General features: G+C 33.6%; 17 protein-coding genes. 7 read left to right on the top strand and 10 right to left on the bottom strand.

Annotated elements, in window-relative coordinates; translation table 11 throughout:
• Positions 1-8 precede the first annotated feature (8 nt).
• Together ACWNT5_RS01430 and ACWNT5_RS01425 are read left to right on the top strand one after the other, a co-directional pair.
• On the top strand, positions 9-1,430 hold the full coding sequence (locus tag ACWNT5_RS01430) for an MFS transporter (protein WP_456516401.1): 1,422 nt from the start codon (positions 9-11) through the stop codon (positions 1,428-1,430).
• 11 nt (positions 1,431-1,441) lie between these two features.
• Positions 1,442-2,479, top strand: coding sequence for a glycoside hydrolase family 43 protein (locus tag ACWNT5_RS01425; RefSeq protein WP_456516400.1), 1,038 nt, complete (start codon positions 1,442-1,444; stop codon positions 2,477-2,479).
• A 187-nt stretch (positions 2,480-2,666) separates the two neighbouring features.
• Here the strand turns inward: ACWNT5_RS01425 and ACWNT5_RS01420 are convergent, their stop codons facing one another.
• From ACWNT5_RS01420 to ACWNT5_RS01410, 3 genes are read right to left on the bottom strand one after another with little or no spacing between them, the layout of a single operon-like run.
• Positions 2,667-4,835, bottom strand: coding sequence for a molybdopterin cofactor-binding domain-containing protein (locus tag ACWNT5_RS01420; RefSeq protein WP_456516399.1), 2,169 nt, complete (start codon positions 4,833-4,835; stop codon positions 2,667-2,669).
• Between the two features lie 10 nt (positions 4,836-4,845).
• Positions 4,846-5,319 (bottom strand): (2Fe-2S)-binding protein, encoded by a 474-nt coding sequence (locus ACWNT5_RS01415; RefSeq protein ID WP_299603350.1) that lies wholly within the window; start codon positions 5,317-5,319, stop codon positions 4,846-4,848.
• 25 nt (positions 5,320-5,344) lie between these two features.
• A complete protein-coding gene (locus tag ACWNT5_RS01410; RefSeq protein WP_456516398.1) occupies positions 5,345-5,959 on the bottom strand; it encodes a hypothetical protein in 615 nt (204 codons plus the stop codon).
• A gap of 279 nt (positions 5,960-6,238) precedes the next feature.
• Between ACWNT5_RS01410 and ACWNT5_RS01405 the strand changes: the two genes are divergently transcribed.
• From ACWNT5_RS01405 to ACWNT5_RS01395, 3 genes are all read left to right on the top strand, one after another.
• Positions 6,239-7,729 carry a xylulokinase gene (locus tag ACWNT5_RS01405; protein WP_456516397.1) on the top strand — a complete coding sequence of 497 codons (1,491 nt, stop codon included), beginning with the start codon at positions 6,239-6,241 and terminating at the stop codon, positions 7,727-7,729.
• A gap of 476 nt (positions 7,730-8,205) precedes the next feature.
• Positions 8,206-8,448, top strand: coding sequence for a hypothetical protein (locus ACWNT5_RS01400; protein ID WP_299603342.1), 243 nt, complete (start codon positions 8,206-8,208; stop codon positions 8,446-8,448).
• A 137-nt stretch (positions 8,449-8,585) separates the two neighbouring features.
• Entirely contained in the window at positions 8,586-9,707 is a 1,122-nt protein-coding gene (locus ACWNT5_RS01395; RefSeq protein ID WP_456516396.1) for a pentapeptide repeat-containing protein, read from the top strand.
• Positions 9,708-9,715: 8 nt separating this feature from the next.
• Here ACWNT5_RS01395 and ACWNT5_RS01390 read toward each other — a convergent pair whose 3' ends face one another.
• Both ACWNT5_RS01390 and ACWNT5_RS01385 read right to left on the bottom strand, forming a co-directional pair.
• Positions 9,716-10,144, bottom strand: coding sequence for a hypothetical protein (locus ACWNT5_RS01390; RefSeq protein WP_456516395.1), 429 nt, complete (start codon positions 10,142-10,144; stop codon positions 9,716-9,718).
• Positions 10,141-10,851, bottom strand: coding sequence for a methyltransferase domain-containing protein (locus ACWNT5_RS01385; protein ID WP_456516394.1), 711 nt, complete (start codon positions 10,849-10,851; stop codon positions 10,141-10,143). Before ACWNT5_RS01385 ends, ACWNT5_RS01390 begins: the two co-directional genes overlap by 4 nt.
• 54 nt (positions 10,852-10,905) lie before the next feature.
• Here ACWNT5_RS01385 and ACWNT5_RS01380 point away from each other — a divergent pair, with 54 nt between their 5' ends.
• Complete coding sequence (locus tag ACWNT5_RS01380) at positions 10,906-11,502, top strand: nitroreductase family protein (RefSeq protein WP_299603333.1); 597 nt, start codon at positions 10,906-10,908, stop codon at positions 11,500-11,502.
• Between the two features lie 126 nt (positions 11,503-11,628).
• Here ACWNT5_RS01380 and ACWNT5_RS01375 read toward each other — a convergent pair whose 3' ends face one another.
• Genes ACWNT5_RS01375 through ACWNT5_RS01360 form a run of 4 tightly spaced genes read right to left on the bottom strand, consistent with a single transcriptional unit; the run spans position 11,629 to position 14,460 of the window.
• Positions 11,629-11,994 (bottom strand): hypothetical protein, encoded by a 366-nt coding sequence (locus ACWNT5_RS01375; protein ID WP_456516393.1) that lies wholly within the window; start codon positions 11,992-11,994, stop codon positions 11,629-11,631.
• Between the two features lie 53 nt (positions 11,995-12,047).
• Positions 12,048-12,821: a TIGR03915 family putative DNA repair protein gene (locus ACWNT5_RS01370; RefSeq protein ID WP_456516392.1), complete on the bottom strand. Its 774-nt coding sequence runs from the start codon at positions 12,819-12,821 to the stop codon at positions 12,048-12,050.
• Between the two features lie 6 nt (positions 12,822-12,827).
• Complete coding sequence (locus ACWNT5_RS01365; protein WP_456516391.1) at positions 12,828-14,090, bottom strand: putative DNA modification/repair radical SAM protein; 1,263 nt, start codon at positions 14,088-14,090, stop codon at positions 12,828-12,830.
• Positions 14,080-14,460, bottom strand: a complete 381-nt coding sequence (locus ACWNT5_RS01360; protein WP_299895154.1) for a DUF559 domain-containing protein — start codon at positions 14,458-14,460, stop codon at positions 14,080-14,082. Before ACWNT5_RS01360 ends, ACWNT5_RS01365 begins: the two co-directional genes overlap by 11 nt.
• A gap of 165 nt (positions 14,461-14,625) precedes the next feature.
• Here ACWNT5_RS01360 and ACWNT5_RS01355 point away from each other — a divergent pair, with 165 nt between their 5' ends.
• Positions 14,626-15,393 (top strand): XRE family transcriptional regulator, encoded by a 768-nt coding sequence (locus ACWNT5_RS01355; protein ID WP_299603323.1) that lies wholly within the window; start codon positions 14,626-14,628, stop codon positions 15,391-15,393.
• Here the strand turns inward: ACWNT5_RS01355 and ACWNT5_RS01350 are convergent.
• The gene (locus tag ACWNT5_RS01350; protein ID WP_299603320.1) at positions 15,390-16,385 is read right to left on the bottom strand and encodes an App1 family protein; all 996 of its coding nucleotides are present in this window, start codon (positions 16,383-16,385) and stop codon (positions 15,390-15,392) included. The genes ACWNT5_RS01355 and ACWNT5_RS01350 overlap by 4 nt on opposite strands.
• Between the last annotated feature and the right edge of the window lie 7 nt (positions 16,386-16,392).

The following is a 16,392-nucleotide window of genomic DNA, read 5'->3' as shown; positions in this document are numbered from 1 at the left end:
AATATAACATGAATTTAAACACTCATAAACTATCTATCAAAGAAAAAATTGGCTATTCTCTTGGTGACTTGGCAGCTAATTTGGTATTCCAAACCCTGGTTACATACCTTGCGTATTTCTATACTGATATTTATGGATTAACACCTGAGGATACTGCAATTGTAACACTTACTGTTGGGTTGATAGCAGCATTTGTTTTTAACCCTATCATCGGGGCTATTGCAGATAGAACTCAGAGTAAAATGGGAAAATTCAGACCATGGATTTTATTTACAGCGATCCCTTTAGGTGTTTCTGCACTTCTGGCATTTAGTACACCGGACTTTGAGTATAAAGGAAAAGTTATTTATGCCGTAATTACCTATAGTTTGTTGTTGTTGCTTTATGCCGCTAATAATTTACCATATGCAGCTTTGAGTGGCGTAATTACAGGAGATATGAAAGAACGAAATAGTATGTCTGCATATCGTTTCGTTGCTGTAATGGGAGCCCAGTTTTTTGTGCAAGTATTTATGTACGATCTAATTCTAAAAGCCGGTAATGGAAATAAAGCTGAAGGAATGGAAACCGTAATGACTTATTTGGCAATTATAGGAACCATTATGTTGCTTATTACTTTTTTTACTACCAAAGAGAGAATTGTTCCTACTCCAGAACAAAAATCAACATTAAAAGAAGATATATCTGACCTAGTAAAAAATCGTCCATGGATTATTATGCTTGCTCTTACAGTTTTGGTTTTCATAACTTTAGCTATGAAAGGAGGATCCTATGTGTATTATTTTGAAAATTATGTAAATGCAGAAAAGCTAGATGCATTTTTAACACCTTTCAAAAGTTTTTTACCAACCTTTGAGAATGAAACTTCTTTTGGACTCGGAGTTTTTAATGGTGGAGGTATATTATTTGGTTTAGTAGGTATTATGCTCTCTAAAAGACTCGCCGATAAATATGGTAAGCGTAATGTTTTTGGAATATCCTTATTTATATCAACACTTTTTATACTTGTATTTTACTTTTTTTCTCCTGAATCCGTTGGTTTAATATTCGGAACTCAAATACTACATGGATTCTTTTATGGGATTAGTACTCCTATTTTATGGACCATGATTGCAGATGTAGCAGATTTTTCAGAATGGAAAACGAATAGACGGGCCACAGCTATAATTTTTTCTGCTATGATGGTTGGATTAAAAGGAGGGTTGAGTATAGGTAGTGCATTAGTTGCATCAATTCTTGGTGCTTATGACTATAATCCTGAACTGATGACACAAAGCCCGACAGCAATTCATGGGACTAAAATGTTAGTCAGTATTTATCCTGCGATTCCTTTTTTAATAGGTATAGTGTTATTATTTTTTTATGAAATTAATAAAAAAATGGAATTGCAAATAGAATCAGAACTTAAACAACGTAGAAACGAATCCTAATTTTTTTAATAATGGCAGAAGAAAGCATAGATCATATAGATTTTAAGGATCTAAATAGAAAAGCAATTTCACAACCTCTAGTTTCGCATATGTATACTGCAGATCCCTCTGCACATGTGTTTAACAATAAAATTTATATTTACCCTTCCCATGATATAGATGCTGGAGAAGCATTTGATGATCTAGGGAGTCATTTTGCAATGGAAGATTATCATGTGCTTTCAATGGATACGATAGATAGCACAGCAGAGGATCATGGAGTGGCATTGCATGTGGATGATGTTCCTTGGGCAAAATGCCAAATGTGGGCTCCAGATGCTAATGAAAAAGATGGGATGTATTATTTATATTTTCCAGCTAAAGATCATGATGATATTTTTAGAATCGGAGTAGCTACAAGTAAATCTCCTGTAGGCCCATTTATTGCGCAGCCAAAACCAATTAAGGAAAGTTTTTCAATTGACCCCGCTGTTTTTAAAGACGATGATGGTAATTACTATATGTATTTTGGTGGAATTTGGGGAGGACAATTGCAACGTTGGCGTACTGGAAAGTTTAATCCAAATCAGCCTGAAAGCCCAACAGCATTTCTCCCAGAAGATAATGAACCAGCACTCTTACCATTTGTAGCAAAATTAACAGATGATTTATTAGAATTTTATGAAAAACCAAAGCCTATTGAAATTCTAGATGAAAATGGAAATTTACTTTTGGCTGGAGATAATGATAGACGTTTTTTTGAAGCTGCTTGGTTACATAAATATGATGAAAAGTACTACTTTTCATATTCTACAGGAGATACGCACTTTATTTGTTATGCTGTTGGAGATAATCCTTATGGACCTTTTACGTATGGTGGACGCATTCTTAATCCAGTAGTTGGGTGGACATCACATCATTCTATTTGCGAAGTTGAAGGTAAATGGTATTTGTTTTACCATGATTCGAGTTTATCAAACGGAGTAACACATCTACGTTCTGTGAAAGTTGCTGAAATAACTTATAGAGAAGATGGAAGTATCGAAACTTTAGATCCTTATCGATTATAAATTTTGTAAAGATATAAACACTACAGTCGTCATATAAAAATTCGATGTTTAACCAATTTTAAATGCTTAAGAAAACCTCTTGATTTTTTTCAAGAGGTTTCATTGTTTTTAGAGGTTTTGTAAAAGGATTTAAGTTGTTGAAATGGTGTTGTCTAATAATGATTTACAAAAATAATGGAAGTTTTATCTAAGATAATTTTAGCGGTAAATCAGTTAATCGTTTTCCTGTTAATCTACGAACTGCATTGGCTACTGCGGCGCCAATCGGTCCCATTGGAGGCTCACCTACGGGTAAAGGAATGTCAGCACCCTGAATAAAATGTATATCAATTTGCTTAGGAGCATGTTTCATTAGAGCCATATCATAAGGACCATAAATTGTAGGAGTCAGTTCTCCATCTTCTAAGGTCATTTTTTCAAACATAGCACCACTCATTCCCATAATGATAGAACCTTCGCACTGGGCTTTCACTTGATCTGGGTTTACAACTACGCCACAATCAAAAGCGCAAGTTACTTTATGAACTTTTATGCTGTTGTCTTCTATAGAGACTTCAACCACATGTGCGGCTGGTGAATTAGCATCAGTAGACGCAGCAAAGCCCATGGCGCGACCATTAACCGGTTTGTCATTATACTTACCTTTTTCTGCTGCTAATTTTACAACATCGTATAATCGTTTCTTGTTACCTTCATTGGAGATACTTGCTAAGCGGAAATCAACTGGGTTTTTATCCGCACGAATAGCCATTTCATCTACAAAACTTTCAATCGCAAAAGTATTTGCTAATAGACCTAAACTTCTCCACCAACTAGTAGCGAAAGGCAAGGTAGTATGCCATTGTACTGCTCGATGATTTGGTACTTTATCATACATAATTTGTCCTCCTCTCATAGCTCCTAAATCAGTACCAAGAACAGATGTTAGAATTCCCGGCATGATTAAGGCATTGACCGCTACATCACCACTTGCATAGTGATGTTCTAAAGCTTCTAAATAACCATCGTTATTTAGTTTTCCCTTCATTATATGCTGTGTAGGTGGGCGGAATAGATCATGTTGAAACTCTTCTTTTCGTGTAAAAATATATTTTACTGGTTTCCCAACTTCCTTAGATAACTGAACAGCTTGTACTGCATGATTGGTGTTTAATCTTCTACCAAATCCTCCACCTAAGTAGGTAGGAATAATATTTACTTTTTCGGTATCCACATCAAAAGCTTCTGCGACCACTTTTTGAGTAGCACCAGGCACTTGTGTAGAAAGTATAATTGTAATATCTCCATTATTATAATCAGCAACTGCTCCATTGGGTTCTATTTGAGCATGAGCACCGATAGGACTGGTGAATTCCATAGAGATAACATCATTGTCGTCTGAATTTAGTGCTGTTCCAGCTTTTTGGGTAATGCTTTCATTTCCTTTACCTACTCGTAGCATGTTACGCAAATCTTCTTCTGTATAGCGTTTTTCTATCGTCCAATCTACATTGATTTTGTATTTTGCAGCTAATGCTTGGGCATAAGATTTTGCAATAACTCCTACCCAATCATCCATGAGAACAACCTTGACAACACCAGGCATTTTTTCGGCTTTGGTAGTATCAGCACTTTTAAATTTCGCTCCTACAACACTAGGTCTAATAATAGCTGCATGAAGCATGTCTGGCATTTCAGCATCCAAACCAAAAATAGGATCACCAAAAACTTTAGCATTTAAATCAATACGCTTTACCGGTTTTCCAATGAATTTATAATCTTTCATTGGTTTTAATTCTGGTGTGTCAGGAATATCCCATTCAGTAATATCGTTAGCAACTTCTGCATAGGTCATTGTTTTTCCGCCTCCAGAAATAATACCTTCTTTAGTAGACAAAGAGGAAACGTCTATACCTAATTTCTTGGCAGCTTCTATTTTTAGCATTTCTCTCATAGTAGCGGATAACTCACGGAGAGGTTGCCATAATCCACCAACCGATAAGCTCCCGCCAGTACTCATAGCGTCTACAACACCTGTTTTTGTAGCAGCACCAATAACCGTGATCTGGTCAATATTTAGATCCATTTCATCGGCTATCATTTGAGCAAAACTGGTAAAAGAACCTTGCCCCATTTCGACTTTGGGAGAATGAAAAATGACTTTGTTTTCTTTAGTTAGTTCAAACCAAAGATTGGGTTCTGTTCCACTTCCCATATAAGTTGGAGCCATTGTTTCTGCCATTTCTAACATAGAACGGCGTAATGGATTTCTAAATACGTAGGTGCCAACGGCTAATACACCAAGAGTTCCTAAACCTCCTCTGACTAAAAATTTTCGACGAGAGATTCCTTTCGATTTTTTTTCTTTGTTACTCATAATCGTAATTTTAGCTATTGGAATTGTTTTTTATTTCGGCAGCACGATGGATTGCTTTTCGCATTCTGTAATAAGTAGCACAACGGCAAACATTTATAATATTTTGATCAATATCATCATCCGTTGGATTTGGTACTTTTTCTAATAATGCTGCGGTCGCCATCATAAATCCTGGTTGGCAATAACCGCATTGTGGTACTACTTCTTCAATCCATGCTTGTTGAACAGGATGTGGATTTTCTGGTGTGCCCAGACCTTCTATAGTGGTGATTTTTTTTCCTTCTGCAAATTTAACAGCATACGAACACGAACGTACTTCTTCTCCTTCAACCATAATTGTACACGCTCCACAAGCTGCTTTACCACAACCAAATTTAGTACCTTTTAAATCTAGGATATCTCTTATTACCCATAATAAAGGAGTGTTACCATCTTCTATGTCAACGGTTTGTGAACTTCCGTTAATAGTAAATGCTATTTTCATAAGTATTAATTTTAGTTATTAGTAATTATTCGGCAGGGATTACAGCACCATCCTCAAACCATTGTTTTACCGCAATAATATATTCGTCTAAAGGTACTGGAGGTAGCTTTCTTGGTGTGCCATCCGCTCTAACACCTGGTTCCCATGCCCAAAGTACGAGTTCATGTTCTGTTAAGTGATGCATTAATTCTTCGTGATTTCTGCCTCCATTACGTTCCGGATCAAGCATAGATTCTGCAATTTCTTTCCTACTTAAACCTTCCCACATCATACTAGCTGGTGCCAGACTCCATTCTGGTGCTCCAGGAACACCCGAATAATCGTTGTTTTCTGATTGATGACAGGTAGTACATTTAGTAGCTTGATATCCTAGATTGTTTTCACCTCTAGACATTCCAAAATAGTGTGGATGTCCATCTTCTCCTTGTTTTGGAATATTGTCGTTAGGATGGCAGTTGATACAACGTGGACTTACAAGAACGTCCATCATCTTGTTGTAATTTTCATCCGAAGCACCTTTTTTTACAGCTTCATTTGAAGAAACTGGAATGTATGCTGTAGGTGCTTTCAAATTAGAAGCTAATAGAATACCTGTTACCAAAAGTATAGGTATAACATAAACAATTGAAGCTTTCTTCATTGTATTATCTATTTAATGAGTTAAGAGTTTTAAAATGAATGGTGTGTTAATTTACTTCTTTTTTATGACTACTAAAAGAATAAAAGTTTACTGATAAAGCTTTTTTTTAAGAAGATAACTTAATTATTGCGGCGAGAAATGAAAATGTTGCTGGAGAACGGTAGACTTCGTATAGTAAAAATTACGAAAACTATTAAACCCAATTTTCGGTGATACTTTAGAAATAAGTTTTGTTTCGCCTAAAGAAATGAAACTTTTGTATCTGAAATAAAATAACACATGTATTATATAGGATTTGACATAGGAAGTTCATCAGTAAAGGCAGCGCTAGTTGATGCTGAAACAGGAAAGTCTGTAGCATCTCTAAGTGAACCCGAAGAAGAAATGAATATCATCGCTATCGAGAAAGATTGGGCAGAACAAGATCCAGAATTATGGTGGCAATATGTATGTAAAGCCTCTAAGAGGTTACTAAAAGAAAATGCAATTACTCCCAATCGGATTAAGGGTGTCGGAATTGCATATCAGATGCATGGATTAGTACTTGTAGACCATAATCATGATTTAATTCGAAATTCTATTATTTGGTGTGATAGCCGAGCAGTAAATATTGGAGAAGATGCTTTTGAAAAATTAGGAGAAGATACATGTCTAAATAATTTGCTGAATTCACCAGCTAATTTTACAGCATCCAAATTGAAATGGGTACGAGATAATGAACCCGAGATTTATGCTAAAATTCATAAGTTTTTGTTACCGGGAGATTACGTTGCCTTTAAGTTTTCAGGGGTTTTGAATACTACCATTCCTGGTTTATCAGAAGGGACATTATGGGATTTTAAAAAGAAAAAATCGGCAAATTGGTTATTAGAACATTTCGAAATAGATACTAACATCGTTCCAGATATTGTTCCTACGTTTTCGGAGCAAAGTGTACTTTCAAAAGATGGTGCCAAAGAAAGTGGTTTAGAAGCTGGAATACCTATTTTGTATAGAGCGGGAGACCAACCAAATAATGCTTTATCACTAAATGTTTTTAATCCAGGAGAAGTAGCTGCTACTGGAGGTACTTCTGGAGTTTTGTATGCTATTACTGATAGTTTAGAGGTAAAGGAAGGAGTAAAAGTCAACAATTTTGCACACGTAAATCATACAGAAGAACATGCTAGTATAGGTAAGTTACTATGCATTAATGGAGCCGGGATTCAATATCGTTGGTTAAAAAACAACCTGAATTTAGAAACCAACTCATACCAAACCATGAATTCTCATGCATCCAAGGTATCGGTCGGATCTAATGATTTACAGCTCATACCTTTCGGAAATGGAGCAGAAAGAATGTTTGATAATAAAACTTTAGGAACACATATCTGTAATTTAAATTTAAACAAACATACACGGTCACATATTTTTAGAGCAGCGCTAGAAGGGATTGCATTTTCATTTATTTATGGTTTAGAAATTCTTAAAAAAGACAATGTAGATATCAAAGTCATTCGCGCAGGAAATGATAATCTATTTCGATCAGAAATATTTTCCAATACCGTAGCAGCGCTGATCAATCAAGAGATTGAGATTTATAATACTACAGGAGCTATTGGGGCTGCCAGAGCTGCTGGGCTAAGTGATGGAACTTTTGGAGATTTTGGTACTATGATTACCAAGAATGATCATGTGATCACTTATCATCCACTACAAAATAGAGATAATTATAAAGAAGCATATTCTCGTTGGAAAACAGAATTAAATAGGATTTTAATAAACAATTAATATAAATAGCCTTATCAATAAATAAAGAATATTGTAAAGGAATTAGTTGTATTGATTATGAAGGCCTGGTGTTGTGTAATGTATTGATTTTGTGTTCTTTTAAAATTGCACTGCGCGTACTAATATAATTACTTATGTAAACTTGGTTGATAATTTCTTATCAGAGGACAAAGGTTCTTTTGGATGGATTCTGAACAATCGATTATTAGCGTTGATATTAATTTGAAAGGTGAATGCCATAATTGATAAACAATAGGATTTGGCATAAAATTTGGTTTATTTGATAAAACGACAATAATTGTTTTCTCTTTTTTTAATCCCTTTATATTTTAAAATTTAATTTTGAATTTTAAAATATAAGGATACTACTGCCCAAATCGATGAAACGTGCTTTTTATCGGAAATCCTCATTTTTCTAAACGTAGATATTCATTCTTGAAAGCTTAGAATACTAAATTTCATTTCAATTTTTGAAAATGGACCAGAATCATTTAAGTATTCAAGAAGAGCTTAGTATATCAGATTTAAGAAAGGTAATTCGTAATCTGATTACTTTCATTGTGGTTGATGGTAAAGAATATGTGAATGATTCTGATAAAATAGATTACGTAAAAAGTTATGTAATGCTTTTAGCAAAAATAATAAATCAAGTAGACCAAGAAGAACATACTTCTTTAATAGAAAATATTTCCGACGATATCGCTAACTATATAAAGTAAGGGTATGGTTTTTGGACTATATTTTATTATGTTAGATTTGGAAAGCCTTTTTTGATTAAAAGGCTTTCTTTTTTATTTGGAGTGAATCTATTAACTTTAATATATTGAAACCGTTATAATCTAAACCCCTCAATATAGTGTCCGAACAAGAACGAATACAACAGTTAGAAAAGGAAAATAAAATTCTTCAAAGTCAGCTAGATCAAATTAAGCAAAGAAGAGAGAAGAAAAAGAATGTTGGTTTTTGGTTGTTAAAAAAATCTAGTGTTCCATTACTGGGAATTCGTCTCAAAAAAAGCATTAATAATGCTATTAATGAGTATAAAGAAACAAATACTGTATCTGTGGATACCGTATCTGATGTTTCTTCTAATATTATTTGGAGAGTTACAAGAATTGGTTTGTTTGGTGTTTTAATTACATTGATCCCTTCTATTATTTTAATGTTTCAAACTTGGTTGGTAATTAATCAAAATGTTTTAGTAGGTAACCAAAATGCGTTAATAGAAGCGGAGAGAAGGTCTTCTCTAGTGTTTATAATGGATAATTTACTTTCTGATTTAAGTGAAGAATTAAAATATAAAGGATCGAGTGAGCGCAACATAAGTCCAGTGTTAGAAGCTAGAATTGCTAGTTTGACTAGGGCAATGAAACCCTATAAGTACGAAGAGGATGGCAAATTGATCGATGAGAAAATAAGCCCAGAGAAAGGACAATTGTTATTTAGTTTAATTCGAAGTAATCTTGCGGATCAGTCATATAGAGAGATTTTAGATGCTTCGGATTTTAGTTATACCTATTTTAAAGATATATTTTTAGGAAGAGGAGTGAACTTAAAATATATTAATCTTAATCATTCAAATTTGTCAGAAGTAAACCTTCCAGCGGCCAATTTAGAACGTGGGGAATTAGCAGAAGCAAATTTGGAACGAATTAATCTTTCAGATGCTATATTAAAAAGGACAAATTTTACAGAATCAAATTTAAAATATTCTGAATTGCTAAGTGCCGATCTTACAAATGCTAAGCTGTATGGAGCTGATCTTACAGAAGCAGATTTAACCGAAGCCACCTTGTGGGGAACTAAATTGGAAGATGCAAATTTAACAGATGTGATATTGGATAATGTTATTGTGCACCGTCAGGACTGGATTACTTATGTAAAAGATTCTCTGGATCTAAAGGGAGCCAGTGATATTCAGGAAAAATACAGAGTAAAAAAACAAGGGAAACAGCAATTTATTCTTATTAAAAAGTAGAGAAGTACCTATTTTTTAAAAATGACACCGTGTATTTTACTTACTAACCAGTTTCCAGCTGGAAAGTATAAGGCAAAAAATAGAGCCATTCCCAAACTAAAATTTTGAGGATTAAATAATTTATCCAAGATGTTATTAGGATAGACATATGAAGTTTGAAGCCAATATCCTAAAAACTCCAGTATTCCCATGGCTACTAATCCATATGCGTATTGATTAAAAAAATTATATTCTTTTAGTAGTATAGAAATAGGAACCATATATAAAATATAACAGCTAATTACTTGCCACCAATAAGTAAATCTTGCGATTTCCATTTCCGCTCCGAACGCATTCATTCCAAGTCCCCAGGTAAAATAGACTAGAATGTAAGTTAATAGTAGGGTTTTTGGAGTATTCTTTATATTGTTGAAATGGTTTAATAAAATTTCTTTCATTGGTGAAGATCAATTTTTGTTAAGGTTCTAAACCAGAATTTTTTATCTACTTGATACTTTTTTACTTCTGATTTTTTTAAAATAGATTGTAATTCGGCAACAGTAAAAGCTCTTTTAATAGCTGTCAATCCATCAGATTTAGCCATGGATGATAGAGGTAATATAAAACTAGATAGTTTAAATAAGATGTAAGCAACTTTACTTCTTTTTAGTTCACTAAAGATAAGATGCTTAATCCCTTTTTGTTTTGTTTTCTTAATGAAGTCAACCAACTCCATATCTCGAAAATGATAAATAAAGTGACTACTAATTACAATGTCACATTTGGGTATAGTAAACGAATCATCTAGTATGTTTGCTGTTTCATATGTAATTTCATCGTGATACGCATATTTGGAATTTGCATAAGCTATGCTCTGAGGATTTCCATCAATTCCTAATACTGAAACTTTTATTCCTGCTTGACTTAGGCGATTATAAATTTTATAAGCAGTATCTCCACCACCACAACCTAGATCTACAATTTTTAAGATTTTCCCATCATATATTTTAGAACAATAATCGAGAGTCGTTTTGGACAATTGCCTATGATTGCCAAATAAACTATTTACCAATTGTAGACTGGATAAAGTATTGTGTAAAATAGTACCTGATAGCGATAGGTTGTCTAATTGTTCTGAGGTATGAAGACGAACTTGGAAATTCAAAATATATAACTTAGGATTTGTTGTTATTCGTCTCGATAATAATAATAACTTTACATGAAAAGTGTAAAATTAATGAATAAAGAGTATTTAAACCAGATAATAAGAGAACGAAGAGCTATTTTTCCAGCACAATATAATGATCAACCTGTTTCTGAGGAATTTATCAAATTACTATTAGAAAATGCAAACTGGGCACCTACACATAGATTAACAGAACCGTGGCGTTTTAAAGTTGTTAGAGGAGCGGCAAAGGATCGTTTAGGAACCTTTTTATCGGATACCTACACCGATATTACACCAGAAGATAGTTTTTCTCCTTTTAAACATAAGAAGATTAAAAATAATTGTTCGTTGGCAAGTGCTATCATTGCGATATGTATGAAACGTGATGATAAAGAAAGGGTGCCAGAGTGGGAGGAAATCGCTGCCACGTCAATGGCGGTGCAGAATATGTGGTTAACCTGTGCAGCGCATCATGTAGGATGCTATTGGAGTAGTCCTGGGCTTATAAAGTATATGGATGAATTTTTTGATTTTGAAGAAGGTGAAAAATGTTTAGGATTTTTGTATTTGGGAAATTATGAAGACGATGATTCTATTTCTTCAAAGAGAAGTCCAATGGAAGATAAAGTAATATGGTTGGATCAGTAACGTCTTTCAAACTTAATTAAGAAAATAATACACCTTTCGGAAAGGGGTTAATTCTGAATAATAAAACCTTTTAAATAAAAAACCATCTGCCTATGGCAGATGGTTTTACATATATATTACTATATATTATTGCTTTTTCAAGGCGTCAGCAGCTTTATTAGCTCCGTCTTTCACTGCGTCTTTTGCAGCGTCAACTGCATCACCAGCAGCTTCTTTTGCAGTTTCAACAGCACCGTCAACAGCTTCACCAGCAGCAGCTTTAACAGAATCTACTACTTCTCCAGCAGCTTCTTTAGCCTCTTCTACTGCTTCACTAGCAGCTTCTTTAGCTTCCTCTGCAGCATTTTTCACTTCTTCTGTAGCTTCCTCTGCAGCATTTTTTACTTCTTCTACAGCTTCTTCCGCAGCATCTTCAGCTTTTTTAGTGTCTTTACAAGACGTAACTGATACTGCAAACATTAGAGCGATTGCTCCTAAAAATAATCTTTTCATAATTGATAGATATAGTTAATTGGGTTATTCAACGTCAAATTTAACATTTTATTTTAATATTCGTTTTTTTCTATCAAGTATTTCCAGTACCGCTTTGGAAGATGTTGTATATGTAGTTTTGAATTCTTTCGGGATTTTATATTTACACTATCATAATAAGATTTCCATAGTTTTTGAAAATCCATTTCTTGTGCGGAGTATACATCTTTTTCAATCGTTGTTCGTAGTTTAGAAAAAAAGTCTACTGTAATGAATTCTATATTAATGAGATTGTAGCATATACCGTATCCTCTTTTAATGTCATATATAATCCATTTCTGATCTGCATATCTGTCTTTGAAATGGCGTATTAACAATGGTAAGACATTGAAATCTGGTTCTACTGTGGCAACATAGTAATCATCTTTTGTTTTTTTAAATCGTACAAAGGCTTCCATACGGTGTTTTTCTCTTTGTACCATTTTGGCAACTTGGCTAATTTTTAAAATGTCTTTGTTACTATAATCTAAACCTATGTTTTGCGAAGTGTCAAAAATATTTTGAATATAAGATAAAAGGGTGTTTTCTACACCTTTGATCTCACTTAAAAAAGCTTTGAAAATTGCTCGTTTTTGTGGTTTCGGAACTTTTTTACGTAAGCCATCCCATACTCTTTTTGCCTTTGTTTTATCTGTATGTACAATTTCGAAAATGGTAAATAGTTGGTTGTTTTCTTCAGATTGCTTCTGTATTAGTGGTAGTTGTATTTTTTGTTCATATACCATAAATACACACGACAGAAACCCATCAAAACTTCCATCGTATTGTAATATAGTATGAGGTGCCATGATTAATTATGAAAAAAGACTTAGTTGATTACTAAAGTGTTTTTGATGCTTACTATATGAATTACGGAGTATCACATTTTTAAGTCGAGTAGGAGAAATGTCCTTGTGGTAACTATCTTTAGAATCACAGGTGATAAAGTACTTTGCTCTATTTAGGGAAATGCCTATTGCTTTTAGATGACTCCAATTTAATTTTCTAAATTTTCTAGCTTGTATTATTTTATACACTGATTGCATTCCTATTCCAGGTACTCTAGCTAATAAATTTTTGTCTGCCTTATTGATGTCAACCGGAAAGATTTCAGGACTTCTTAACGCCCAACTGAGTTTTGGATCTATGTCTAGGTCGAGATTTTTGTGATCGTCGTTTAATAACTCTTGAATGGAAAACCCATAAAATCGCAATAACCAGTCTGTTTGATAGAGTCGGTTTTCTCTCAGAATTGGAACTTCTGTATGTATTGACGGTAACCGATCATCTTTACTAATAGGAATGTATCCAGAATAATATACCCTACGCATATTGAATTTTTTGTAATAGTAGGTAGCTGAGTACATGATATCTCTATCACTTTCTCCAGTTGCTCCAATGATCATTTGTGTACTTTGTCCAGCAGGAGCATATTTGGGAGTACTTTTTAGTAGTTTTCGTTCGGCTTTATACTGTATAATCTCATTCTTCACCTTATTCATTGGTTTAATAAAGTCTTCATGCTTTTTATCTGGAGCGAGAAGTTTTAATCCTGATACAGTAGGTATTTCGATGTTTACGCTAAGACGATCGGCGTATAAACCAGCTTCTCTCATCAACTCATCACTAGTGCCCGGAATAGATTTTAAATGGATATAACCGTTAAAGTTTTCTTCTAATCGTAGTTTTTTGGCAACTGCTACTAACCGTTCCATCGTATAGTCAGAACTTTTAAAAATTCCTGAACTCAGAAATAATCCTTCTATATAGTTTCTTCTGTAAAAATTAACAGTTAAATCTACAACTTCCTGAATTTTAAAAGCAGCTCTTTTAATATCATTACTTTTTCTCGTTACACAGTAAGCACAATCAAAAATACAGTGATTGGTGAGTAAGATTTTTAATAAAGAAACACATCGTCCATCTTCTGTATAACTATGGCATATGCCCATTGCTGTAGTGTTACCAAGACTTTTTTCTTTGTTAGCTCTTTTAACTCCACTACTTGCGCAGGATACATCATATTTTGCAGCATCTGCAAGAATTGATAATTTCTCGCGAATTCTGTCAAACGACATAAGATGAGGTGTTTTGCTGATTTATGAGATGTTTTAATGCTCTAAAAACTTCTTCTATATCTACAAGAATTTGATGATCTGTAAAACGAAGTACCGTAATTCCTAAAGAATGAATATGTAATTTTTTTGGAGCATCTAAGTTGTACACGTCAGAAAACTCATGCGCATACCCATCAATCTCTATTGCGATTTTAAAAGTAGGACAATAAAAATCAAAGGTGTAATTATTAATTCTATGATCTTGAAGAAAGTAATATCCCTTTTGTGTCAATCTTCTATGTAATTCTTCTTTTACAGGTATAGAATTGTTTAAAGAATATCGTATTGTTTTTTCAGATTCTGGTCGATGTAATAAGATTTGTGGTATCATAGATGATAGTTAACTAGTAATTTTTCCAAATTTATGGAATAATTCCAAAAAAATAAAAATGAAATTATGTTAAAATTGGAATTATTCCAAAAAATAGTATATTTGTTAAGAATTGCTCCAAAACCTAGTGACAGAAATGTATGCTAATAAATAAATCGAAGTTGTATGGATAATATAACCAACCAAACCATTCAACGCTTCAAATCTATTCGCGAGGAAAATCATTTTACACAATCTGATTTTGCCAGAGTTTTAGATATTAAAAATTCTACTGCGGATATAGAAAGAGGGAAAACCAAAATTTCGGGAAAAGTTGTTTCTAAACTACTTCAGGAGTTTGGAGTAAATCCTCTTTGGTTGTTTGGTGAAAGTGATCAAAAAAAAATTCAGTTACACAACGGTGATGTTTCACCAAAGATGGTAACCGTAGATTCAGAGAATAACGAAAACATTGTTCTTGTTAATGTAAAAGCCGCAGCTGGCTATCCTCATAATGTACAGGATGTGGATTGGTATCAGCAATTACCTGCTTTTGATATTCCCCTTCCGGAGTATAGAAATGCTACTTACAGAGGTTTTCAAGTAGAAGGTGATAGTATGCTACCGGTACTTGAGCCTAAAGAATGGGTGATAGGAAAAGCTGTAAATAATCTTTCTGAAATAAGAAGCAACGCATTGTATGTAGTAGTTTTACACGATAGTGTTGTGGTAAAAAAGGTTAGGAAAAATGATGATTCTTCTGCATTAACCTTAATTTCTTTAAATACAGATTATCTTCCTTACTCTATAAAGGCACATCAAATAGTAGAATTATGGGAGGTGAATAGTAAACTAAGTTTTAATATCGATGCAAATTCGGATACAGCAAGTATAAAACAATTGCAAGATGCAATGTTGGCTCTTACATCGGAAGTACGAAGTTTAAAAAATTAGTCTATAAATCCTTGTTCTCTTGCATGTTCTTCTGCTTCTAATGAAGAGTGGGCAAGCAGTATGGGTGCAATATCGAAAGAATCAATAATTTTTTTGATTCTTCTCTCTTTGCGCTTATGATTTACGCTTCTTAGATAAATTGCTAATATTCTATTAGGATATTTTTTTGCAATATTCGTATAGATATCTGCATCTTTCTCTCCGCTATCTCCTATTAAAATAAATTTCATATTAGGATATAATTCCAATAGGTTGATTATTTCTGTGTACTTGTGAGGTGTTTTTAGTTTTGGAGTTTTATCCAAAAATGTTCTAAAATCCCTGAGTAAAATGGGACCTTTAGGAAAAGCGTGTATTTTTAAAAAAGCACTTAGATAGTCATATAAATTCCAGGGACTGTTGCTCACATAAAAAATAGGATTAGTCGTTTTTGAGTTTTTACCTTTTCTTAATTTTTGATAAAACTCAACTGTTCCTTCTAGAGGGAGGCGTCTATCAAAATTTTTGAAAAATGTATTAGCAATAACCCTCCATTTAAACAATGATGCTACACCTGTATGTAAAATCGTATCATCAATATCACTGATAACACCATAGGATGCGTTCGCTGAAGGTACTAACATGCTGCCTTCAAAAATATTTGATTGAATAATTTTTTTGTTCTGGATTTTATAAGAAACGGTATAAGGTATCCATCCTTCTTCATTAATTAGATTATCCGTGTTAATGGAATTTTCATCGAAATGATAATAACCTTCTAGATCTGTTATCGTTGTGAATGTTTGAGTTTCAGAAAGCTTCAATTCAATAGGGACCTTTTTAACCTCGTCACTTTCAAATTGCTTATAAATATTATAAAGAGTTCTAAATGTTTTCGTGTTCCCATCAAAACGAATGTTTTCATCTTCTAAAGCTCTCCCGGTAGCTCTAAGCCTAGAGTTAGTTCCATAGCCAAGATAGGTGTTGATTCGTAAGGGTTTTTTCTTAAACATTCATTCG

It is taken from the genome of Aquimarina sp. 433, from assembly GCF_054054605.1.
This window is presented reverse-complemented; position numbering and strand designations above follow the sequence as displayed.